The organism is Marinomonas sp. BSi20584, from assembly GCF_002792415.1.
GTDB classification, from domain to species: domain Bacteria; phylum Pseudomonadota; class Gammaproteobacteria; order Pseudomonadales; family Marinomonadaceae; genus Marinomonas; species Marinomonas polaris.
Genome location: NZ_KZ454882.1, coordinates 48,459 through 71,094, shown reverse-complemented (window position 1 = coordinate 71,094; position 22,636 = coordinate 48,459). Strand labels below are relative to the sequence as shown.

Below are 22,636 nucleotides of genomic sequence, written 5' to 3'. Positions count from 1 at the left end.
TTGCTGGGGTTTTGTTTTATTCCTTTTTAAATTATTACTGGCAAAACCGCTATCATGGATGGGCGTGGGCGTGGGCGTGGGCGTTGGCGGTTAAAAAATGTCGCTTAGGTTAATTGTTCAAAATCGCTTCTGCAGTCACTCTGTCTGTGATCAACACATCAATATAATTTCCAGATAATGCGCCTTTTATGGCTTCTACTTTATCTAGGCCGCCCGCTAGAGCAACGACGAGTTCACATGATTCAAGTTGTTCTAGCGACATACCTATTACAGGGTCATCTTCAAGCTTAATAACCGGCTTACCTTCTTTATCGTAGTAATGTAGACAAATGTCGCCTACGGCACCTTTGCTAGCCAGTTCTTTTAATATCTTTGTATCGTAGTAGTTGCCAGAATTTCGTAGTAGGTTCGATGGTTCAAGCATGCCGATGCCGACAATGGCAAGGTTTACTTTATTAAACATTTCCACTACTTCTGATACTTCGTCTGTGCTGAGCAGTTTATTTTTGTCTTCTAGAGAATGCTCAATACTTTGTGCTGGCAGCATAAAGGCATCACAGGACAGAATATCCGCCATGTTTTGCGTTAGTATGGTTGCCTGAATATTTCCATTGTGTCCGACACCACCTAACACTTGAATAACGCCTTTTGCTTTTGCTTTGGTTGAGTGTAAGTGGTCGACCATGGAGCGAATGGTATCACTCCAAGAAGAGATACCAATTAGATCACCGTCTCGTAATGAAGTATCTAAATAATGGGCGGCTGAAGAGCCTATCACACGTTTGATCTGTGTATCACTGGGGTTATCTTCAATGTCGACGACAATTACGTTAGAGACGTTGAAACGCTGTTGAATTTGGGATTCTAAACCAATAAAAACAGAAGGCGGCTGAATAACACTGATTTTTACTATGCCTTCTTTGAGACATCGAGTAATCGCTCTAGACACTTGAGATTGTGATAGTCGTAGTGTTTTTGCAATGTCTGCTTGTTTTAAACCATCTTGGTAATAGAGTGTAGCTATTTTTAATAGTAGTCTTTTTTCATCAGCTTTTGACATTATCTCTTGGTCTCTCAACGGTCTTTTATTCTTGAGAACAATAATAAAGGTCGTACCATCAAAATACTATCTTTTCGCCTGTTTAGCGGCTGATAACAGCCACTATCACTACATAAGCGAATCAGGTCACACAATACTATGTTACGCCAGTTGCCTTGCACCGCTACTGTCACTTTGGTGGTGTAGTAAGTTGTCGATTGTGGTTTCTGCGATGTGGTTAAGGGCTTCTATGGTGAAGTAGCCTTGATGACCAGTCACGACGACGTTAGGGAAGGTGAGCATAAGTTGAAAGACGCTGTCTTGGATAATGTGAGATGACATGTCTTCGAAGAAGATTTTGTTTTCTTGTTCGTATACATCTAAACCTAAATAGCCGATTTTTCCGCTGTAAAGTGCGTCGATTGCTTCTTGTGCATGGACGAGTGCGCCACGGCTGGTGTTGATGATCATCACGCCGTCTTTCATTTTGGCTAGGCTGTCTTTGTTGATCAGGTGATGAGTCGAAGGGTTCAAAGGGCAATGCAGGCTGATGATGTCACTTTTTTGGTAGATTTCATCGAGTGGAATGTATTGACAGCCTTGATCGATAAGTTCTTGTGATGGATAAAGGTCATAACATAAAACATGGCAGCCGAAGCCCTTCATTATGCGACAAAACGCCGCGCCGATTCTTCCTGTACCAATGCAACCGACGGTTTTTCCTTCTAAATTAAAGCCCATTAACCCTTCTAAAGCAAAGTTACCTTCTTTTACCCTATGATATGCGCGATGCGTTTTTCGGTTTAACGTCATGATGAGGGCAACAGCGTGTTCGGCGACAGAGGTTGGGCTGTAGTCGGGTACGTGAAATACCTTGATGCCTTCTTTTTTTGCAGCATCGAGATCGACGTTATTGAATCCTGCGCAGCGCAAGGCGATGGTTTTGACGCCTTGTTGCTTTAAACACTGAATGACTTCGGCATTAACATCGTCGTTGACGAAACAAGAGACGGCATCAAAACCTTTTACTAAGCTGATAGTTTCCATGCTTAGACGGCTTTCAAAGTAGGTCATGGATAAGTCTGTCATGTCGGCGAAGGTAGAAAGAGTTCTTTTGTCATAAGGCTTGCAGGAGAAAACAGCGACTTTCATAAAACGTGATCCTGTCGTTTTGTTAGAAAAGGTTATGCCAGTTATAACTTAAAAAAGGCTGATGATGTGCTTTTTATAGTTAATGTGTTGATTTATGGCAATGGGTTTTTGCTTATAAAGGAAAGTTTACCTTATTTAAAGAGCGTAAGATTTTGTAATCTCAGCTAGTTTTTATCGCACATTATTAAGTTATAAGTTATTAATTCATCTACACTTAAAAATTAATTTAGTTGGCTTCATTACGCCTTTTTTAGGTGTCCATGCTGAATAAGATCCTTGCCAGGAGGCAAATGTGAATTGGATATCATCTGAAAATATCTATAACCGCTGGGTGATGGTTACTTTGCTGACTGGCACGCTGATAACTTGCGTCATTACTTATAACGTTCAGCACTCAAACGAAGAAAGAATTAAGCAGGCTGCTTACGATACATCCGTTAACTTAAAGCAGGAAGTTGCTTCAAGAATAGAGCTCTACCAGTATGGACTTCGCGGTGCGCGCGGTGCTGTACTTACGGCTGGTGAAAATACGATAACGCGCGATATTTTTGAACATTATAGCCGATCGAGAGATGTGGATAATGAGTTCGCTGGTGCCCGTGGTTTCGGTTTTATTCGTCGCGTGCCACAATCAGACGTAGATAATTTTACATCACTGGCTCGCCAAGACGGTTGGCCGGACTTTTCTATAAAAATGCTTAATCCTAATTTCAACGAGCATTATGTCATTCAATATATTGAACCTGTGGAGCGCAATCGTCAGGCTGTAGGGTTGGATATTGCTTCTGAGAAAAATCGACGGGAAGCCGCGACTTCCTCTTTATACTCAGGTGAAGTCCGCCTAACCGGCCCAATTACCTTGGTACAAGCCTCAGGAAAACCACAGCAATCTTTTTTAATCTTAATGCCGATTTACCGTGGTGGTAGTACTCCAGTAACTCAGGCAGAGAGAATAGAAAAAGGTTTTGGTTGGAGTTACGCGCCTTTGATAATGGAAGAAGTGCTGGCTGGCTTAAATTATGATCCTACTAAATTTCATTATGAGCTTATTGATATTACGGATTTAGACGACCCTATTCTCTTTTATAATAGCGGTGAAATAGAAGATGACGGTTATGAACAGGTTCAAACGACTTTAGTTTATGGTCGTCATTGGCAGAGTAGATTACATGTTTCCTCAGCCTTTATTGCTGATCTACACCTTTCCGATCCATTTGTATTTTTAGTGGTTGGCTTTTTAATCAGTTTGCTGAGTACTATTTTGGTGATCGTGGTTAGAGTTAACATGGTTCGTCAGCGCGAAGTGATGGCCCATCAGTCAAGAATTACTGCGTTAGTAGAAAGCTCAGCCGATGGCATTATTAGTAAAAATCTAGATGGCGTTATTGTTAGCTGGAATAAAGGTGCTGAGTCAATTTTCGGTTACACAAAGGAGGAGGTTATTGGGCAAAAAGTACTTGATCTGCTAGTACCAAACTCACTTCAAGACGAAGACAAAAGCATATTTTCTAGTGTCAAAGATAAAAAGGAGTCGATATCGATAGAGACTCGAAGAACGACTAAAGCAGGTACTGAAGTTCCCGTTTCTTTAACATTTTCTCCTATTTTTAATGATGACTATGGAATTATTGGTGTATCTCAAAGTATTCGAGATATATCAGAGCGTAAAAAGGCAGAAGCTAAAATCCGAGAGTTGAATACTAATTTAGAACATCAAGTTAAGGAGCGAACCGCTGAACTACTTGATCTGAACTTACTCTTGAATGATGTGGTCAATGCGTCGTCAGAAGTTTCAATCATTGCAACTGATACGAAGGGCATCATTACGCTATTTAATCATGGTGCACAGAGAATGCTGGGCTATACCACTGAGGAAGTAGTCGGCCAGAGAACACCAGTGGGGTTTCACTTACAATCTGAGATAGAGCAGCAGCGTGCTGATATATTTAAAGCAACGGGAACGCATGTTACTGATAATCTGGAAGTCTTAATCTTTAAAGCATTACGCGAGAACTACGATAGTCAAGAATGGACTTATATTGCTAAAAATGGCGTTGCTCGCCCCGTCTCCTTGGTAGTCACACCAATGAAAAGTAGCGATGATGAAGTGATTGGTTTTCTTGGTATCGCGATGGATATTTCCGAGCAAAAGACAACCCAGCGTGAGTTAATTTCTACCAGAGATCAGTTGTTATTGGCTGCCGAAGTTGCCGAGCTTGGGATTTGGACTTGGGATATAGAAAACGACACTCTTGAGTGGAGTGATTTAATGTTTGAAATATACCACCTTTCTAAATCTCAAAAACAAGAAGGGATTAAATACGCACATTGGTATAACCGAGTTCATCCTGATGATAGAGACATGGCCGAAAATGCTTTAAAAGAGGCTGTTGAGGGAATTAATGAATACAATTTAGTGTTCCGAATCGTGTTGCCAGATGATAGCGTCCGTTTTATTTTTGCCAGAGCTTCTTTGCACAAAAATGCCGAAGGCAAGATGACGAAAGTAACAGGCATTAACCGTGATATTACCCAAGAGCGAGAGTTAGAAGATCAGCTACGAAAAGCCAAAGATGAAGCGGATGCTGCTAGCGCGGCAAAGTCCAATTTTCTGGCTAACATGAGCCATGAAATTCGTACGCCAATGAATGCAATTCTCGGCATGCTCCATTTAGTCAAACGTACGACTTTAACTCATCAACAAAATGACTATGTGTCAAAAGCGCAGATATCAGCGAAATCCTTGTTGAGTTTGATTAATGATATTTTAGATTTCTCTAAAGTTGATGCTGGAAAGTTAGAGTTAGAGAAGGCGCCATTTGAAGTCGAAGAATTATTATGTGAACTATCTACTGTCTTGTCTGGAAGTTCGTTAGAAAAAGATGTTGAGCTGATTTTTGATATTGATAAAGACATTCCCGCTTATCTTATTGGCGATAAATTACGCCTGCTGCAAATATTGATTAATCTAGTAAGCAACGCCGTGAAATTTACCCTAGAAGGTAGCGTAGTTTTAGAAATCAAGCCGCTATCTACTGATCCAAGAGTGTCGCGCTTGTCTGTATCTGTAAAAGATACTGGTATTGGTATTGCGAAAGATCAAATAGACTCTATTTTTGATGTGTTTTCTCAAGGAGAATCTTCTACGGCGCGACGCTTCGGTGGTTCAGGGTTAGGTTTGGTTATATGTCGTCGTTTTGTGGAGTTAATGGGAGGCTCCTTACAGGTAGACAGTGTTCTTGGTGAAGGTAGCCGTTTTTACTTTACGATTGATTTACCCATTGCTGATATTCAAGTTGAAAAAATACCTAATCAAACATCGTCAAAAGCGCTACGTATTTTAATTATTGATACAAATGTTGCGACGCAAGTCATTTTTGCTCGTATGGCACTCAGTCTGGGCTGGATGAGTGAAAAAGCCGAATCACTTGAATATGCTAGCAAATTAGTTCACGAGGCTATCAAACAGGGCAAGCCTTATGATGTTGTTTTATTAGACACAAAAACATCTGATTTCAGCGGACAAAAAAGTATAGAAAGCATTAACGCGGTAACTTCTTCATCTGAAAGTCATCCAAAAATAATCTTATTAACCAGTATGATGAGCGATCAATCTGAAAGCGAACTTGAGTCTGTCTCTGGCTATTTATTGAAGCCTGTCACCTTAAGTAAATTATCAGAAGCTGTTTATCAATCTCTCTCAGATGTGAAAACGCCCATAGAGATAGTTCACAGTAATAGTCGTGAAGAAGGGCGCTTAACTGGCGTGTCGTTGCTGTTAGTCGAAGACAATGTTTTTAATCGGCAGGTAGCGACAGAATTATTGATTGCTGAAGGCGCTAGTGTAATGGTGGCGGAAAGCGGGTTAGAAGGCGTTGCCATGGTATTAAATCGAGAAGAGGAAATGTTCGATTTGGTACTGATGGATATGCAAATGCCTGATGTGGATGGTTTGGAAGCGACCAAACAAATTCGTAAAGATGCGAGATTTACCACACTTCCTATTATTGCCATGACTGCTAATGTATCGGAAGTCGATCGTCAGGCTTGTTTTAATGCTGGTATGAATGACCACATTGGTAAGCCATTAGACATCGACCAAATGGTTGCCTGTATCCTTAAGTACACTGTTATTAAGCATCAGGAAAGTGAACATCAGGCAAGTTCGCACAAGCACAATGAACATAAGGAAGGTCAGAGCACGTCATCTGATCCTGTCGAGCCAGCGACAGAGTCTAATGAATACGAAGACATAGAGTCTATCTTGAGTCGCTTTGGTGGTAGTGTTGATCTTTATAAAAGCGTCGTTGAAGGCTTTACTCTTGAGGCAAATGATTTATTAGAAAAGATAAAAGAAGGCGTTGATGAGAAAAACAAAGTAAAAACACGTGAGCACCTTCATACTTTAAAAGGCGCAGCATTGACGATGGGATTACTGAAGCTTTCTAATCACTTGTTTGCCTTTGAAAGTGTATTAAAAACCTCTGAAGACAGTACAGAAATTGAAGCCTGCATGGTTTCTATTAACACGACTGCATTGCATGTTGAGCTAGAAGAAGAGCTTGCTACTATCATTGCTCAACTAAAGTAATTAGTTGATGCATTAAAAAATAGCCTGATCATCACATAATGATCAGGCTATTTTTATCAGTAACAATATTTAAAATAGGCCGTGTTTCAATCGGATAGCTTTCGCAGCACTTTAGATTTCAAGAATAACCTTAGCCATGAGACAAGGTATCTAGCGTCTTTAGTAACCAATCTAGTTCATTATCGCCTTCTAAACGTGCTGCCATGATTTGTTCATGTTCCATAACGCGTTCGCTTAGAGTTAAGAAAAACTTCTCGCCTTTTTTGGTCATAAATAAAGCATAAGAACGGCGATCATTGATAGCTGGGCGGCGTTCGAGAATGTCCATTTTTTCTAATTTGTCGACCGCTGCAACCATAGCAGATCTGTCATTGCCAAGTGCTTGAGCTACCGCAGTTTGAGTTAACCCTGGGTTACGTTCTACTATGGCGATAATAGCGAATAAACCAGGGCTAATGCCAAGGTCAGAACAGACTTCCGAAAACTTGCTGAAAAAGTTCATTTGGGCTCGACGTAGGCGATAACCAACTAAGTTATTTAGTATTCCAAAGTCTACTGGTTGGTCTGTTTTTTTTGTATCGTCTGCCATGTAAGTCTCATTTTTAATCAAATAAACCAGCATTGTAATATAAAAATACTAATTTGGTGTAACACTAAACTGTTGAGAATCTTCTCTATACAACAATAGCTGGATTGGTTTCCAGCTATTGTTGATGTGTATTAGCCTATTAGGTGGACTAATCCAAGAGTGATTCCAGGGAAGAGGATTAACAAAGCAACCCTAACAAAGTCAGAAATCAAGAATGGAATCACGCCTTTGAAACATTCTTTTAGTTTCAGTGAGTCGTCAAACGATTTGATAATAAAGACGTTCATACCAACCGGGGGAGTAATTAACCCCACTTCAACAACGATCAAGGCGAGTATGCCAAACCAAATTCCTAAGTCTGCCTGAGGAATGCCAAAATCCATTGCCATAATCATAGGGAAGTAGATTGGAATTGTTAGCAATATCATCGCTAAGCTGTCCAAGAAACAACCCATAACCAAATAGGTTAAAAGCATGACGACTAAGATGGTATAAGGCGAAAGCCCGGAGTTTTGAATAAGCTCCACGCCCAAGTCTGGTAATCTTGATAGAGCGATAAAGACACTAAAAAGATCCGCGCCCAATACAATGAAAAAGATCATTGCAGAAGATACGGCCGTTTTCATTAAGCAGACTAGCAAACCATCTAGGCGCATTTTTCCGTGAGTGAATGCTAGGATTGCTGTCAAAATAACACCAACAGATGCAGCCTCAGTAGGCGTGAAAATCCCTAGATAGATACCGCCCAACACAATGAGAAAAATCCCTGTAATGTGCCAAACGTCTTTAGTGGATTTTATCTTTTGCGCAAAGGTGGTTTTTTCACCGCGTGGACCTGATTCAGGGTATATCCGCACATAAATCGCAATGGCGAGAATGTAACCGCCTGCCGCTAAAAAACCCGGTATAAACGCAGCGATAAACATTTTTGAAATATTTTGCTCGGTAAGTACCGCAAAGATGATTAGCACCATTGAAGGTGGAATCAAAATTCCCAGTGTTCCGCCCGCAGCCAGAGCACCCGCAGCAAGGCTACCAGAGTAATTGAGTCGTTTCATTTCTGGTAAGGCAACTTTACCCATGGTTGATGCTGTTGCTAATGATGATCCACAAATGGCACCAAAGGCTGCACAACCAGCAATCGCAGCCATAGCAATACCGCCACGTTGACGTCCAATCCAAGTATTACAGGTTCTAAAAAGTTCAGCAGTAATGCCAGAACGGGTAGCCAGTTCGCCCATTAGTAGGAACAGTGGTACGACCGATAAATCATAACTTGAAAATTTAGAAACCGGTGTGGTTCCTAGGTATTCTAATAAAGCGGGAAAACCGCCAATCATCGAGTAACCAACAGCACCACACACTAACATGGATAGCGCAATTGGAATGCGGATGCTCATTAAAACCAGTAGCACCGCCATCATCAAAAAAGCCAATTCGATATTACTCATGATTACCTCCACGAAGCGTAGCGAACAAGCGATATAGACCGCATAGGCCGCACAGTGTCATTGCAACGACACCAATAATAAAAGTCCACCAAGTGGGGAGTTCAAGTAGCATACTTTGTTCTAAATATTCTTTTGCTTCCATGCCGCTCAAACTCATACGATAAGCAAAAGTAAAAGAAACAACGGTAAACACTATGTCGCTAATCACTTCTAAAGTGAGCAGGGTGCTTGGTTTACAGTTGGCTGTAAACAAATCAACAATGACGTGGCCTTTGCGTATATAGCAAGCAGGGAGAAAAAGAAATATGGCCATACCTAGGCCCATTTCTGTAATTTCGTAATCGCCTTCTATCGATTGACCTATAGTGGTTCGACCAATAATGCTAGCGACGGTAACCGCCGCTACCACTAACATGATAAACCCACCTGTCAGTGCAAATATGTCCGAGATGCGCCCTAGGAGAGAGCGCTGTAAGTCGGTAGTAAAACGTATCATGTTTAATTATCCTACGTGCGGTATGGCTTAAAAGTTTTCATACTTCTTGATAAGATCTTTAGCTTCATCTAATAGACGCTGTCCATCGTAACCGTCAGCATTCATTTCTTTCAGCCATTGAGCTGTAATTGGAGCAAATTTCTCTTTCCAGCGATCAAACTCAGCACCCTCAATTGAGTTGAACGTATTGCCGCGTTTTACTGCATCACCATTAGCCCCAATTTCATAAGCATCGTATGCATCACCGAAGAAGCCCGCTAAATTAACGCCAGAGTTACGATCTATTACGGCTTTTAAATCATCTGGAAGCTTTGCGTACGAATCATTATTCATTGCGAAAATGAAGAACTGAGTATAAAAGCCGTGATCACCTTTAAACACAGTGTGATGTGGTGCTAATTCTTCAATTTTGAGCGGTTTAACCACTTCGAAAGGCAGCGTTGTTACATCAATAACGCCTTTTGAGAGGGCGCTCGGCATGCTTGGTACTGGCATGAAAATAGTATTAGCGCCTAGTTGGCTGAAGATGTCAGCCATCATTTTGTTTGGCGCACGAACTTTTAGACCTTTAAGGTCTTCTAGTGATTTGATGTCTTTATCACGAGAATGAAGTGAGCCTGGGAAGTGAGTGTGCATGGCAAGCAGATGAACGTCTTTTAATTCATCTTGCATTTCTTTTTCAGCATATTCTTGTAATGCCATACTCGTAATGCGAGCGTTTAGCGGAATAAAAGGTAATTCAAATACTGTCGCTTTTGGGAATCGTCCTGGGGTATAGCCACCTACAGTCCAAGTGATATCGACAACGCCTTTACGAACTTGGTCAAAAAGCTGTGGTGGCTTGCCACCTAATTGCATGGCTGGGTAGATATCAATTTTAATACGGCCATTGGATTCAGCTTCTACTTTATCCGCCCAAGGCTGAAGAATATTTGTGTGTGCATTAGACACAGGAGGAAGCATATGGTGAAGCTTGAAGGTGTATTCAGGCTCTGCAGCTATCGCATTGATTGACATTATAGAGCCAGCAATTAACGCCAAGCTTTGTAGTTTGAACTTTTTCATTTTTATCACCTTTATTTTTTTTATTAAGTGGTTTTTGTTATTAAGTGTTTTTTTGCTATTTCTAATGACATTTCACAACCTTCCATAATCGCTGAATACAATGTCATTTTTGTTTCTTTTCTAGCTTATGCTTAAGAATTATATCCTTTGTGACATAAATTGTTGTGCTTTTCAACAATCATGTTTATAGAATTTTTACTCAAGGTATTCAAAAAAAACATTCTTCTTAAAAAAGCTAAAAAGCGCTCTAGAAAAGAGCGCTTCATGCCGGTAGTTGCTTTTTTATTGCAATAAACCTATCGCTTAAAAGTCATTATATTTTTTGATAAGAGATTTGGTTTTGTCTAAAAGGCGCTGAGCGTCATAGCCATCCTTGTTCATATCTTGAAGCCACTGCTCTGTCACAGGAGCCATAGCCTTTTCCCAGCGTTGGTGTTCAGCCCCTTCGATGTAATCGAAGCTGTTGCCTTGGTCAACTGCGTATTTACGAGCAAAAACTTCATAATTATCAAACAAATCACCAATATGTCCGGCTAACGTAATACCTGAATTGTTATCGATAACCTTCTGTAAATCTGCTGGCATACTGTCATAGAGATCTTTGTTCATAGAGAATATGAAGGTGTTGGCGTATAAGCCAGCCCCTTTAAATTCGGTGTGGTGTTTAACTAGCTCATAAATTTTTGTTGGTAGAACGACTTCGAATGGTAATACAGCGACATCAATTACGCCTTTTGATAGTGCGCTTGGCATTTCAGTCACTGGTAGAAATATTGTGTTTGTACCAATAGTTTTAAATGCATCTGACATGACTTTGTTTGGCGCTCGTACTTTTAGCCCTTCTATATCTTCTAATGTCTTAATGGCTTTGTCTCTAGAATGAAAAGATCCGGGAGCATGAGTATGAGCTGCAATTAAATGCACATCTTTTAGTTCATCTTGCATTTCTGTTTCTGCGTATTCTTGCAATGCCATGCTGGTAGCTTTGGCTGTGCCCGGAATAAATGGCAGTTCAAATGACGTCATTTTAGGGAAACGGCCAGGAGTGTAGCCAGCCACAGTCCAAGAAATATCGACAATGCCTTTTCTCACTTGATCAAACAATTGTGGCGCTTTACCGCCCAACTGCATTGCAGGATAGACATCTATTTTAATTCGACCATTTGACTCGACTTCTACTTTTTTAGCCCAAGGCTCAAGAAATTGGGTATGAGCCATAGACATCGGCGGAAGGAAGTGATGTAGCTTGAGGCTATACTCTGGCTCCGCAGCTAATGAATTCATAGATATCATTGAGCCAGCCATTAAAGCCAAGCCTGCTAGTTGGATTTTTTTCATTTTTTCACCTTTGATTTTATTGTTATTTATAGCGCTATTTTCATTCATTCAGTCGTTCAGTGAGCTTTTAGCACAGTCAGCCATAGTCGTTATCTGGCCGCTTTTCTTGTTACCCTCTAAACCATAGTTTGTTTTTCACATAAATTGTTGTTGTTTTCAACATTTGTATTTATTTAATTTTCACCCAAGGTATTCAAAAAAAGTAACACCCAGACAAAATGTTTGTAAAAAAAATAGTTGTGGTGTACAACAGAATTATTCCTGACAAAATAAAGTCGACAAACTAAAGCCCGATTAACCAAATAAATAAAAGAGATGTGAGGGTAAAAATGAGTAAGGTTATTTCCCTAGCGCAAGCCGCTAACTTGATTTCTGATGGTGCCAACGTTGCTTGGTCAACAGTGGGCATGTCTTATTTTGCCGAAGCTGTAGCCAAAGCGGTTGAGCAACGTTTTAAAGAAACAGGCCATCCGCAGCAGTTAACACTTATTCATGACTGCGGTTGTGGTGATGGAAAAGACGCTGGCATGTCGCACATGGCGCATCCAAATCTAGTTAAACGTTTGATCTCTGGTCACACAGGCCAAGCACCCAAAATGGCGCAGATGATCACGGATAATGCCATTGAAGCTTATTTACTGCCACAAGGTGTATTGACCACCATGTGGCGTCAAATTGCGGGAAATAAACCAGGTGTGATTACTAAAATTGGCATGGGAACCTATGTTGATCCTTTGATTAGCGGCGGTAAAGTTACGTCTTTAACTACAGAAGATCTGGTTAAACGCATTGAAATTGAAGATGAAGAATGGCTTCTTTATAAAAAATTCCCATTAGATGTCGTAGTGATTCGTGCGACTACTGCAGACGAAGACGGTAATTTGTCAGTTGAAGAAGAAGCCATGTTGGCGGAAATTTTGCCTATGGCTCAAGCCGCTAAAAACAGTGGTGGTATTGTTATTGCGCAAGTGAAATATATTGCCGAACGCCATTCTATTCATCCAAAAGAAGTTAAAGTTCCTGGTGTGTTGGTGGATTACATCACCGTTGCCCCAGCCGAAGATCACAAACAAACCATCACAACAACCTACAACCCAGGTTTAGCGGGTAATTCCCGTGTGCCGCTAAATGCCTTACCACCAATGCCGTTCAGCGACCGTAAAGTGATTGCCCGTCGTGCTGCAATGGAACTAAAAGCCAACGTTATGGTGAACCTTGGTATTGGTATGCCTGATGGCGTGGCGGCCATCGCTGCGGAAGAAAAAGTCTCTCATTTATTTACCTTAACAACTGAGCTTGGCACATACGGCGGTATTCCTGCATCTGGTGGTGATTTCGGTGCTGCGTGGAACGCAGATGCCATTATTGAACATGAAGCTCAGTTCGACTTTTATGACGGTGGCGGTTTAGATATTGCGTTCTTGGGACTGGCGCAAGCAGATAAAGAAGGCAATTTAAACGTTAGTAAATTTGGTCCAAAAGTAGTCGGGCCGGGTGGTTTTATCAATATTTCCCAGAGCGCTAAAAAAGTCGTGTTTTGCGGCACTTTAGTGAATGGCGCCAAACTTGGCTTTGAAAACGGCAAGATGAAAGTATTAGAAGAAGGCAAGGTGCAGAAATTTGTCGAAGCCGTTGATCACATTACTTTCAGTGGTGCTGTAGCGCGAGAAAACCATAAACCTGTGGTGTTTGTAACTGAACGCTGTGTGTTAGAACTACGCCAAGAAGGCATGGTATTAACCGAAATTGCACCGGGATTAGATTTAGAAAAAGATGTACTAAGTGTGATGGCGTTTCGTCCGATCATAGCTGACGATATTAAAACCATGCCAGCAGCTATCTTTGCTGAGCAGTGGGGTGGTTTGGGTGACATGATGGCTGCGGCTGGTCAGTAAAAACAACAAGAATAAATAAGCGAGAAAATTTTATGTCGATCAAGAATGTAGAAATCCCTTACGGTGCTTATTGGAGTACTCCGTTTACCAAGTGGCAAGGTTCATTGCAGCATTTGCACTCGATGAAGTTTGCTGCTCATGTGGCAAAAGCCGAATTGGCAAAACGCAATATTGATCCGCTGGTATTTGATTCTGGCGTATTGGGCATGACGATCAACCAATATCAATCTTTTAACGGCGCACCTTGGCCTTTATATGAAATTGGTGCTGTGAATACAGCGGGTCATGCGGTCAATCAGGTATGTGCGACCAGTGCGCGTGGTTTGTTTGCTGCCGCATCAGAGATTGTGTGCGGTATGGCGAATGTCTCATTTTTGATGACAGCAGACCGTTGTTCAAATGGTCCGCATATTTATTACCCGAATGCGAAAGGCCCAGCTGGATCTTCAGAAGATCAAGTGACCTACAACATGATGAACGATTGTATTGGCGGTCATTCGATGATGCAAACTGGTGAAAACGTTGCCAAGCGTTTTGATATCACTCGTGAAGAATTAGACACAGTCACTTATCGTCGTTACGAACAGTACCAAGATGCATTAAAAGATGATCAAGCTTTTCAAAAGCGTTACATGACGCTGCCTTTATCTGTTCCAACGGCCAACTTCAAAAAAGAAGAGACCGTGATCACAGGTGATGAAGGAGTTTTTCCAACCACACTAGAAGGTTTGCAGAAACTTAAACCGATTCAAGAAGGCGGAGTAATTACGTTCGGTAACCAAACTCATCCTGCTGATGGTAATGCCTCTGCAATTCTTTGCCGATCTGAAGAAGTGACCTCCCTTACTTCTCGTCCTGAAATCAAGATTGAAGTACTAGGTTTTGGTCAAGCACGTGATGATCTTGCTTTCATGCCAGCTGCACCAATAGAAGCTGCGAAACGTGCGCTAGCGGTTGCGGGTATCGATATTAAACAAGTCAAAGCCATCAAAACACACAATCCATTTGCGGTTAACGATGTGGCCTTTGCAAAAGCCATGGGCATTGATGTGATGACAATGAACAACTACGGCTGTTCTTTGATTTGGGGGCATCCTCAAGGACCAACCGGTATGCGCGCCATTATTGAGTTGATTGAAGAGCTGGTTATCAACGGCGGCGGTTATGGTTTGTTCACTGGGTGTGCTGCTGGGGACACTGGAATGGCCGTAGTAATCAAGGTTTCAGATCGCTAATTATAAGATTAAAGGTAATCCAAGATGACTTATCAATTTATTAATTATTCCGTAGAGAATGGCGTGGCGCATTTGCAGCTTAATCGCCCAGAAAAGAAAAATGCCATCAATGACAGCTTATGTCTTGAGATTGAACACGTTTTTTTGAATTTAACCGATGACGTAAATGTCATTGTTTTTTCCGGAAATGGTCCTGAGTTCTGCTCTGGCCTTGATTTGCAAGAGCATAAAGCCCGCGAGCCTTTCGAGGTGGTTAAGCATTCCAATATGTGGCATCGCGTCTTTGGTCATATCCGTGATTCTGGTATTCCTGTTGTGGCAGCGATGCATGGTGCGGTTATTGGTGGTGGTTTGGAGTTGGCTATTTGTGCTCATGTTCGAGTCACCGAAGAAAATACTTTTTACCGTTTACCTGAAGGCAAGCACGGCATTTTTGTCGGTGGTGGTGCTTCTGTAAACGTGGCGAGTGTTATTGGAGCAAGCCGTATGACAGAAATGATGCTAACAGGGCGAGACGTAAGATCTGACGAAGGCTTGCGTATTGGTTTAGCACATTATGTTGTTGGTAATGGTGAAGCGTTGGCGAAGGCGTTTGAGATCGCAGAAGGCATTGGTAAAAACTCTAAATATTCTAACTGGGCAATGACAACAGGGCTTAGCCGTATTAGCAATATGTCTGCGCAAGAAGGTTTGTACACCGAGTCATTGATTTGCGGTATTACGCAAACCAGCGACGAAGTAAAAGCTCGTATTGATGCTTTTTTGAATCGTAAAAAATCCTAGGCGCTTTTTTCTGTAAGAGATTTTTCTTTTGTAAATGATGTTGCTCTAAAAATAACAAAGCAAATTAAAGGTGTATTTTATGCAAATTCAAGGCAAACATTTTGTGGTTACAGGTTCTGCTTCTGGTATTGGTGAAGCGGTTGCGCGTCGTTTACATGGTCTAGGGGCAAAAGTCACTCTAGCGGATGTAAATGAAGAAGGTTTAGCACGTGTGAAAGCCTCTTTAGGTGAACGTGTACAAGGTTGCGTGACAGATATCGTCAGCGAAGAATCGGTACAAAATGCGGTCGATAAAGCCGTAGAAGCGTTTGGTCCTATTAGTGGTTTGGTGAACTGCGCTGGTATTCCAGGCGCAGAACGTATCGTCGGCCGTGAAGGTCCACATCGTTTAGCATCATTTCAGCGTGCGGTATCGGTTAATTTAATTGGTACTTTTAACATGATTCGTTTGGTTGCAGACAAAATGCAGCACAACGAACAAGAAGCCAATTTAGAGCGTGGCGTGATTATTAATACCGCATCTGTAGCAGCATTTGATGGTCAGATTGGTCAAGCAGGCTACGCGGCTTCAAAAGGTGGTGTTTGCGCCATGACGTTACCGATTGCCCGTGAACTAGCGCGCTTCGGTATTCGTGTGATGACTATCGCGCCGGGTCTATTTAAAACACCAATGATGGATGTGCTTCCAGAAGAAGTGCAAAAGTCTTTGGGTGAATCTGTACCATTTCCACCGCGTCTTGGCGAACCTGATGAATACGCTTCTTTGGCTCAACATATCATCGAAAACAGCATGTTGAATGGCGAAGTGATTCGTCTTGACGGTGCGATTCGTATGGCCGCGAAGTAATTCGGAGTAGATGATGACTTATCAAGCTCCTTATAAAGACATGCAGTTGCTGGTAGCACAAGCCTATCAGCAACAAGGCTTAGATGCTTATGATTCATTGGATGGTTTTGATCCAGAGCTAGCCAATGCAGTGATGGAAGAGGCAGCGAAATTTGCTGCTGGAGTGCTTGCACCACTGAACTCAGTTGGTGATATGCAAGGTTGCCGCTTTCAGGATGGCAATGTGATCACACCAGATGGATGGCAAGATGCGTATCAGCAATTTGCTGAATCGGGCTGGATTGGCTTGGCGTTGCCCGAGGAGTTTGGTGGTCAAGGTCTGCCAAAGTACATAGCTCAACCTGTGAACGAAATGTGGTTGTCGGCGAATTTGGCCTTTGTGATGTTTCATGCCTTGGCACAAGGTGGTTCTGAAATTTTATTGGCCTTTGCCAACGAATCTATTCAAAAGCGCTATTTGCCAAAGATTGTTAGCGGTGAATGGACAGTCGCCATGGCGTTGACAGAACCCAATGCTGGCTCTGATTTAGGCGCATTGAATACCAAGGCTATTCTACAACAAGATGGCACTTATAAAATCAAAGGCCAGAAGATTTACATTACCTATGGTGATCATGATCTTACCGATAATATTGCCCATTTGGTGCTCGCGAGAACGCCTGATGCGCCAGCGGGTAGTCGTGGTATTTCGCTTTTTATCGTACCTAAATATCGTGTTTCTGATGATGGCTCTTTGGGTGAGTTTAACGATGTTCACTGTACTGGCATTGAGCACAAAATGGGACTTCATGGCAGCCCAACTTGCTCCATTAGTTACGGTGATCAAGACGACTGCGTTGGTGAATTGGTTGGCGAATTGAATCAAGGCTTAATGGCTATGTTCGTACTGATGAACGAAGCTCGTTTAAGTTGTGGTTTGCAAGGTGTAGCGTTAGGTGAGTTAGGGTATCAACGGGCATTGGAATATGCCAAAGAAAGAACTCAGGGTACAAATAGCCAAGGCGAAAAAGTGGCCATTGTTGAACATGCTGATGTGAAACGTATGTTGTTAGAAATGCGTTCAGAAACTTTTGCATTACGCGCATTGGGTTATCAGATTGCAGCACAAATTGATGCAACTGAATCAGCTGTTGATAAAACGGAAAGCAATCAAATCAAAAAAGACAGAGTCGCTTTACTTACTCCGATTTTTAAAGCCTTTGCGACAGAGCGTGTCAATGTCATGGCGGGACAGGTGATTCAAGTTTTTGGCGGTATGGGCTTTGTTGAGGAAACTGGTGTTGCGCAAATCATGCGGGATGCTCGAATCACGACGATATATGAGGGCACAACCGGCATTCAAGCCCGTGACTTGATGTTTAGAAAAGTCCGTGGTGATCAGGGCAAAGCCTTGACTGAGTTACTTGCAGATATTACTCAGTTGGCGAGCTCATTTGAATCTGACCAAGTGTTCGCTGCCATGGCAAAAGAAACCCAGCAAGTGGTTACTAAAGTGACGTCTTTGTTGGATTCTCACTTGCTTAACTCTCAGGGGAATACCAGTAGCAGCGATGCAACGTCTTTACATGCTGTGTCGGTGCCTTTTTTAGAAGCGATGGGCATCTTATGTTGCACTTGGCAGTTATTAAATGTGTTGGCTTATCAGCAAGTACAAGAGAACACTGACGAGTCCTATATGCAGAATCTTAGAGCGTTGGCAGCATTCTATGGTGCTTATCGTTTGCCTTCTGCGATGGCTGCTTTGAAGGTCGTTGAAAACGCTGGCGCGGGTGTCAGTGAGTATGAATTTTGAAATAGACCGAGAGGTCTGAAGTCGAGAAAACAATAACAATTCGGCAGTGGTTTATAAACCACTCCCTAAAACTCTAGCCATAAAAATAATCAAAGTGCCTTTTAAGGGCAAAAGATGAGAGTGGGAGCAAAAAATGAACGGTGAATTTCATCCAATTAAGGTCGTAGCGCATCCTATCCACATTGAAAATCGCGAAGGCGGAGTGCAAATCATCAATAGCCAAAGAGCGCTAGATGAGTATGCGCGGTGTTGGACGGATCAGCTTGAATATTGGGCGGCAAAAACACCTGATCAAATGTTTGTTGCAGAACGTGATGATCAAGGTGAATGGCAGAAAGTGACCTACGCACAAGCAGTAACCCGAGTGCGTAAAATTGCATCTTGGTTAATTACTCAGCCAGTTTCTGTTGAGCGTCCTATCGTTTTTCTATGTGGCAACAGTCTAGAACATTTGATGTTGGCGCTGGCTGGTATGTATGTGGGAATTGCCCATGCCCCTGTGTCTCCAGCGTACTCTTTGGTTGCTACAGACTATAGCAAGTTACAGCATATCTTCGATATATTGACGCCTGGTTTAATTGTGGTGGATGAACTTGCACCTTATGAAAATGCTATTCAAGCGGTTTGCAAAGATCTGGATACGCCAGTTGCTGTTATTAAAGGCGACATTACTCCGCAGAAAATTAAAAATCCAACGCTCTCATTTCAGTCATTTTGGGATTTTCCTGAATCTGACTCGATAAATGAAAAGAACGCTCAAGTGAATGGCGATACCATTGCTAAAGTGCTTTTCACTTCTGGCACAACGGGTATGCCAAAAGGCGTTATCAATACTCAGCGAATGATTTGCGCCAACCAAGTGATGATTCATCAGGTTATGCAGTTCTTTAAAGATCAGCCGCCTATTATGGTGGATTGGCTTCCTTGGAATCATACCTTTGGCGGCAATCATAATATCGGTATTGCTTTGTACAATGGCGGTAGTTTGTATCTTGATGATGGCAAACCAACCGAAAAATTGTTTGCTAAGACCTTAAAGAATTTGGCTGAGGTTTCTCCAACTGTTTATTTCAATGTGCCAAAGGGCTTTGAGTTATTAGTGAAAAATTTAAAAGCCGATAATGATTTGGCTGAGAAGTTTTTTTCACGCTTGCAGTTTACATTTTTTGCCGCAGCAGGCTTGGCTCAGCATATTTGGGACGATTTGGATGCCTTGGCGATTAAGTATACTGGCAAGAAAATCCCCATGGTAACCGGCTTAGGCTGTACTGAAACTGCACCGTCAGCGACATTTGCTTCGGTTGAGGAATCCGCTTCAGGCGTTATCGGTGTACCAGCACCGGGTGTGTCTATCAAGCTTGTTCCAAACGAGGGCAAATTAGAAGCACGTGTCAAAGCGGAAACCGTGATGCCAGGTTATTGGCGTCAACCTGAGTTGACCGCAAAGGCGTTTGATGAAGATGGTTATTACTGTCTAGGCGATGCTTTCGCTTATCTTGATGAAAACGAACCACAGCGCGGCTTCCGTTTTGATGGCCGTGTTTCGGAAGATTTTAAACTAGATAGCGGAACTTGGGTAAGTGCTGGGACATTGCGTGCCAAGTTCATCAGCGCGTTTGCGCCATTTGTACAGGATGTTGTCTTGTGTGGCACAAACCGTGGTTATATTAGCGCGTTAATTTTCCCGGATTGGGCTCATTGTCAGGCGATTCTTCCTCATGATTTGATGGAGACAAATGAAGAAATCATCGCACATTTTGCAGTTCGTGAAGCTTTCAAACAAAAGTTGGTTGAGTTTTCGAATAACAGTACGGGCAGTTCAACAGTCGTACAACGCATTCTGTTGCAGGCGATTCCACCCAGTATTGATGCCCATGAAGTTACTGATAAAGGTTCGTTGAATCAGCGTGCGGTACAAGCTCATCGAGAAGATCAAATTGAGCTTTTGTACCAAGAACCCTTATCAGACTTAGTTATCAGTCTTTAAGAAGAACCATAATTTTAAAGAGGCAGCATCATGTTTAAAAATGAGCGTCAATTACAAATCGAGTGGGGCGACTGTGACCCTGCCGATATTGTTTTTTATCCGCGTTATTTTGCATTCTTTGATGCATCAACTGGCGCCTTGTTTGAAGCGATGGGTTATACGCTTCGACATATTCGAGACGAGTTAAAGGATGTTGGCTTTCCAATGGTCGATACTCGCTCGCAGTTTTTTAAGCCTTCTAAGTTCGGTGATAAGGTGGTTATCAAAAGCGAAATTACTGAAGTCGGTCGTGCTAGCTTTGGGATTCGTCATCAGCTTTTTAATGATGGTAACTTAGCGGTCGAATGCACGGAAAAACGTGTCTGGGCTTGTCATAATGCAGAAGGTGTTCTTAAAGCCAAACCAATCCCAGATGACATCAGAGCCAAAATGTTGAGTCATGGTTAAACAGAAAGGTTAATGAAAGAATGAAAATTTTAGTGGGTGTTAAACGAGTCATTGATTACAACGTCAAGGTTCGTGTTAAAGCAGATCAAAGCAATGTGGATTTAACCAATGTCAAAATGGCGATGAACCCATTTTGTGAAATCGCTGTTGAAGAAGCGGTTCGCCTTAAAGAAGCAGGTGTTGCGTCAGAAGTCATCGTGATGAGTGTTGGAACAACACAAAGCCAAGAGCAACTTCGCAACGCCATGGCGTTAGGTGCCGATCGTGCCATCTTGGTTGAAGCTGAAAGCGACGTTGAGCCTTTAAATGTCGCCAAAGCCTTTGCTGCCGTGGTTGAAAAAGAGCAACCTGGATTAGTTATTCTTGGCAAGCAATCGATTGATTCAGACAATAATCAAATGGGACAAATGTTGGCGGCTTTGACAAAACGTCCACAGGGAACCTTTGCTTCTAAGTTGGTTATTGACGGTGATAAAGCACTCGTTACTCGTGAAATTGATGGCGGCTTACGTACTATTGCACTTACATTGCCTGCGATAGTTACGACAGATTTACGCCTTAATGAACCGCGTTACGCTAAATTGCCTGATATTATGAAAGCCAAGCGTAAACCACTAGAGACTCTATCTTTGGTAGATTTAGGCGTGACATCAAAGGCGCATTGCCGAATAGATAAGGTTGAAGCGCCTGCAACTCGTAGTGCCGGTATTAAAGTGGCGTCGGTGGATGAATTGATCAGTAAATTAAAAGACGAAGCGAAGGTGATCTAATGACGACTTTATTAATTGCAGAACATAATTCAAGCGTACTTTCGTCTTCTACTTTATCTGCGTTGACGGCAGCTCAAGCCATTGGTAATGAGATTCATGTGCTGGTGGCAGGTAAAAACATTGAATCGGTCGCGGATGCAGCAGCTCGTTTGTCTGGCGTCACTAAGGTCCTTTGCGCAAATGCTGATACCTATGAATACGCATTGGCTGAGCCAATGGGCGATTTAGTCGTGCATTTATCTGCGAGTTATTCGCATATTGTCGCGCCGTCTAATTCTGAATCGAAAGACTTTATGCCAAGAGTGGCCGCTTTATTAGATGTTGGTCAAGTGTCTGATATTTCCGCTGTATTGAGCACAGATCAGTTTAAACGTCCAATTTATGCCGGTAATGCCATTGCGACGGTAACCCTGTTAGACGACAAAAAAGTCATTACAGTGCGAGCATCTTCATTTGATAAAAGTACTCAACAGAATGATCAAGCCTGTGTTGTTGAAGTGGTAGATTTTATTGCTGATAGTAATTTGTCTAGTTGGCAATCAGATGACATTACCGAGTCGGCGCGACCTGATCTTGCTAGTGCTAGCCGTATTGTATCTGGTGGTCGTGGTGTTGGTAGTGGCGATAACTTTGCGCTGGTTGAAGCCTTAGCTGATAAACTAGGCGCAGCGGTTGGTGCTTCTCGTGCAGCAGTTGATGCGGGTTTTGTATCGAATGATCTTCAGGTCGGGCAGACGGGTAAAATTGTTGCGCCAGATTTGTATATGGCGTTTGGTATTTCTGGCGCCATTCAGCATTTGGCTGGCATGAAGGATTCAAAAGTGATTGTGGCGGTAAACAAAGACGAAGACGCGCCTATTTTCCAAGTTGCAGATTATGGTTTGGTCGGCGACCTTTTTGATGTGCTTCCTGAAATGACAAGCAAACTTTAGAATTGTATTAGAGTATAGATAATATGACCGCCTAGCATTAAGTTAGGCAGTCTGTTGTGAATTTGGTGACTTTAACCGAGCTTAGGCTCGGTTTTTTTATTTGCTTGAATTGGTTTGCGAGCAAAGTTCAATGACGCGTTTGCCGCTGATAACTAAAAAACAGCAAACTGTGGTGGCAAGAGCTGAAAGGTGAAAAAAATCAACGAGTAGCATGTTTTCCATAGATC

18 protein-coding genes are annotated in these 22,636 nt (G+C 42.2%); 10 read left to right on the top strand and 8 right to left on the bottom strand.

The window, feature by feature from the left end; genetic code table 11:
* Window positions 1-109: 109 nt before the first annotated feature.
* Window positions 110-1,060 (bottom strand): sugar-binding transcriptional regulator, encoded by a 951-nt coding sequence (locus TY87_RS13885; RefSeq protein ID WP_100187520.1) that lies wholly within the window; start codon window positions 1,058-1,060, stop codon window positions 110-112.
* A gap of 141 nt (window positions 1,061-1,201) precedes the next feature.
* Window positions 1,202-2,191: a 2-hydroxyacid dehydrogenase gene (locus tag TY87_RS13880; protein WP_100187519.1), complete on the bottom strand. Its 990-nt coding sequence runs from the start codon at window positions 2,189-2,191 to the stop codon at window positions 1,202-1,204.
* Between the two features lie 292 nt (window positions 2,192-2,483).
* On the opposite strand from TY87_RS13880, the gene TY87_RS13875 reads away from it, so the two are divergent.
* Window positions 2,484-6,782 carry a PAS domain-containing hybrid sensor histidine kinase/response regulator gene (locus TY87_RS13875; RefSeq protein ID WP_100187518.1) on the top strand — a complete coding sequence of 1,433 codons (4,299 nt, stop codon included), beginning with the start codon at window positions 2,484-2,486 and terminating at the stop codon, window positions 6,780-6,782.
* Window positions 6,783-6,912: 130 nt separating this feature from the next.
* Here the strand turns inward: TY87_RS13875 and TY87_RS13870 are convergent, their stop codons facing one another.
* The 5 genes from TY87_RS13870 to TY87_RS13850 all read right to left on the bottom strand — a co-directional run bounded on the left by TY87_RS13870 (window position 6,913) and on the right by TY87_RS13850 (window position 11,721).
* Window positions 6,913-7,371, bottom strand: coding sequence for a MarR family winged helix-turn-helix transcriptional regulator (locus tag TY87_RS13870; protein ID WP_072838198.1), 459 nt, complete (start codon window positions 7,369-7,371; stop codon window positions 6,913-6,915).
* Window positions 7,372-7,502: 131 nt separating this feature from the next.
* Window positions 7,503-8,822: a TRAP transporter large permease gene (locus tag TY87_RS13865; protein ID WP_100187517.1), complete on the bottom strand. Its 1,320-nt coding sequence runs from the start codon at window positions 8,820-8,822 to the stop codon at window positions 7,503-7,505.
* Window positions 8,815-9,318, bottom strand: a complete 504-nt coding sequence (locus tag TY87_RS13860) for a TRAP transporter small permease (RefSeq protein ID WP_072838196.1) — start codon at window positions 9,316-9,318, stop codon at window positions 8,815-8,817. The genes TY87_RS13865 and TY87_RS13860 overlap by 8 nt, the downstream gene beginning before the upstream one ends.
* Window positions 9,319-9,345: 27 nt before the next feature.
* A complete protein-coding gene (locus tag TY87_RS13855; protein WP_072838195.1) occupies window positions 9,346-10,383 on the bottom strand; it encodes a TRAP transporter substrate-binding protein in 1,038 nt (345 codons plus the stop codon).
* Window positions 10,384-10,686: 303 nt separating this feature from the next.
* Window positions 10,687-11,721, bottom strand: coding sequence for a TRAP transporter substrate-binding protein (locus tag TY87_RS13850; RefSeq protein WP_072838414.1), 1,035 nt, complete (start codon window positions 11,719-11,721; stop codon window positions 10,687-10,689).
* Between the two features lie 329 nt (window positions 11,722-12,050).
* Here TY87_RS13850 and TY87_RS13845 point away from each other — a divergent pair, with 329 nt between their 5' ends.
* The 9 genes from TY87_RS13845 (at window position 12,051) to TY87_RS13805 (ending at window position 22,409) form a co-directional block, all read left to right on the top strand.
* A complete protein-coding gene (locus TY87_RS13845) occupies window positions 12,051-13,616 on the top strand; it encodes an acyl CoA:acetate/3-ketoacid CoA transferase (protein WP_100187516.1) in 1,566 nt (521 codons plus the stop codon).
* 32 nt (window positions 13,617-13,648) lie between these two features.
* On the top strand, window positions 13,649-14,851 hold the full coding sequence (locus TY87_RS13840) for a thiolase family protein (RefSeq protein WP_072838193.1): 1,203 nt from the start codon (window positions 13,649-13,651) through the stop codon (window positions 14,849-14,851).
* Window positions 14,852-14,875: 24 nt separating this feature from the next.
* Window positions 14,876-15,634: a crotonase/enoyl-CoA hydratase family protein gene (locus TY87_RS13835; RefSeq protein ID WP_072838192.1), complete on the top strand. Its 759-nt coding sequence runs from the start codon at window positions 14,876-14,878 to the stop codon at window positions 15,632-15,634.
* Window positions 15,635-15,713: 79 nt separating this feature from the next.
* Entirely contained in the window at window positions 15,714-16,481 is a 768-nt protein-coding gene (locus TY87_RS13830) for a 3-hydroxyacyl-CoA dehydrogenase (RefSeq protein WP_100187515.1), read from the top strand.
* 13 nt (window positions 16,482-16,494) lie between these two features.
* The gene (locus TY87_RS13825) at window positions 16,495-18,273 is read left to right on the top strand and encodes an acyl-CoA dehydrogenase family protein (RefSeq protein WP_198432097.1); all 1,779 of its coding nucleotides are present in this window, start codon (window positions 16,495-16,497) and stop codon (window positions 18,271-18,273) included.
* A 133-nt stretch (window positions 18,274-18,406) separates the two neighbouring features.
* Complete coding sequence (locus tag TY87_RS13820) at window positions 18,407-20,260, top strand: feruloyl-CoA synthase (RefSeq protein WP_100187513.1); 1,854 nt, start codon at window positions 18,407-18,409, stop codon at window positions 20,258-20,260.
* 30 nt (window positions 20,261-20,290) lie between these two features.
* On the top strand, window positions 20,291-20,707 hold the full coding sequence (locus TY87_RS13815) for an acyl-CoA thioesterase (RefSeq protein ID WP_072838188.1): 417 nt from the start codon (window positions 20,291-20,293) through the stop codon (window positions 20,705-20,707).
* Window positions 20,708-20,727: 20 nt separating this feature from the next.
* Window positions 20,728-21,477 carry an electron transfer flavoprotein subunit beta/FixA family protein gene (locus TY87_RS13810; protein ID WP_100187512.1) on the top strand — a complete coding sequence of 250 codons (750 nt, stop codon included), beginning with the start codon at window positions 20,728-20,730 and terminating at the stop codon, window positions 21,475-21,477.
* Window positions 21,477-22,409 (top strand): electron transfer flavoprotein subunit alpha/FixB family protein, encoded by a 933-nt coding sequence (locus TY87_RS13805; RefSeq protein WP_100187511.1) that lies wholly within the window; start codon window positions 21,477-21,479, stop codon window positions 22,407-22,409. The genes TY87_RS13810 and TY87_RS13805 overlap by 1 nt, the downstream gene beginning before the upstream one ends.
* 96 nt (window positions 22,410-22,505) lie before the next feature.
* Here the strand turns inward: TY87_RS13805 and TY87_RS22925 are convergent, their stop codons facing one another.
* Entirely contained in the window at window positions 22,506-22,631 is a 126-nt protein-coding gene (locus TY87_RS22925; RefSeq protein ID WP_269777514.1) for a hypothetical protein, read from the bottom strand.
* Window positions 22,632-22,636 lie beyond the last annotated feature (5 nt).

Bases quoted from the DNA above. Each gene is read 5' to 3' on its own strand.
- TY87_RS13825 (WP_198432097.1), top strand. From the start codon at position 16,495: ATGACTTATCAAGCTCCTTATAAAGACATGCAGTTGCTGGTAGCACAA.
- TY87_RS13805 (WP_100187511.1), top strand. From the start codon at position 21,477: ATGACGACTTTATTAATTGCAGAACATAATTCAAGCGTACTTTCGTCT.
- TY87_RS13865 (WP_100187517.1), bottom strand. From the start codon at position 8,822: ATGAGTAATATCGAATTGGCTTTTTTGATGATGGCGGTGCTACTGGTT.
- TY87_RS13820 (WP_100187513.1), top strand. From the start codon at position 18,407: ATGAACGGTGAATTTCATCCAATTAAGGTCGTAGCGCATCCTATCCAC.
- TY87_RS13850 (WP_072838414.1), bottom strand. From the start codon at position 11,721: ATGAAAAAAATCCAACTAGCAGGCTTGGCTTTAATGGCTGGCTCAATG.
- TY87_RS13870 (WP_072838198.1), bottom strand. From the start codon at position 7,371: ATGGCAGACGATACAAAAAAAACAGACCAACCAGTAGACTTTGGAATA.
- TY87_RS13815 (WP_072838188.1), top strand. From the start codon at position 20,291: ATGTTTAAAAATGAGCGTCAATTACAAATCGAGTGGGGCGACTGTGAC.
- TY87_RS13830 (WP_100187515.1), top strand. From the start codon at position 15,714: ATGCAAATTCAAGGCAAACATTTTGTGGTTACAGGTTCTGCTTCTGGT.
- TY87_RS13810 (WP_100187512.1), top strand. From the start codon at position 20,728: ATGAAAATTTTAGTGGGTGTTAAACGAGTCATTGATTACAACGTCAAG.
- TY87_RS13835 (WP_072838192.1), top strand. From the start codon at position 14,876: ATGACTTATCAATTTATTAATTATTCCGTAGAGAATGGCGTGGCGCAT.
- TY87_RS13860 (WP_072838196.1), bottom strand. From the start codon at position 9,318: ATGATACGTTTTACTACCGACTTACAGCGCTCTCTCCTAGGGCGCATC.
- TY87_RS22925 (WP_269777514.1), bottom strand. From the start codon at position 22,631: ATGGAAAACATGCTACTCGTTGATTTTTTTCACCTTTCAGCTCTTGCC.
- TY87_RS13840 (WP_072838193.1), top strand. From the start codon at position 13,649: ATGTCGATCAAGAATGTAGAAATCCCTTACGGTGCTTATTGGAGTACT.
- TY87_RS13845 (WP_100187516.1), top strand. From the start codon at position 12,051: ATGAGTAAGGTTATTTCCCTAGCGCAAGCCGCTAACTTGATTTCTGAT.
- TY87_RS13855 (WP_072838195.1), bottom strand. From the start codon at position 10,383: ATGAAAAAGTTCAAACTACAAAGCTTGGCGTTAATTGCTGGCTCTATA.
- TY87_RS13885 (WP_100187520.1), bottom strand. From the start codon at position 1,060: ATGTCAAAAGCTGATGAAAAAAGACTACTATTAAAAATAGCTACACTC.
- TY87_RS13880 (WP_100187519.1), bottom strand. From the start codon at position 2,191: ATGAAAGTCGCTGTTTTCTCCTGCAAGCCTTATGACAAAAGAACTCTT.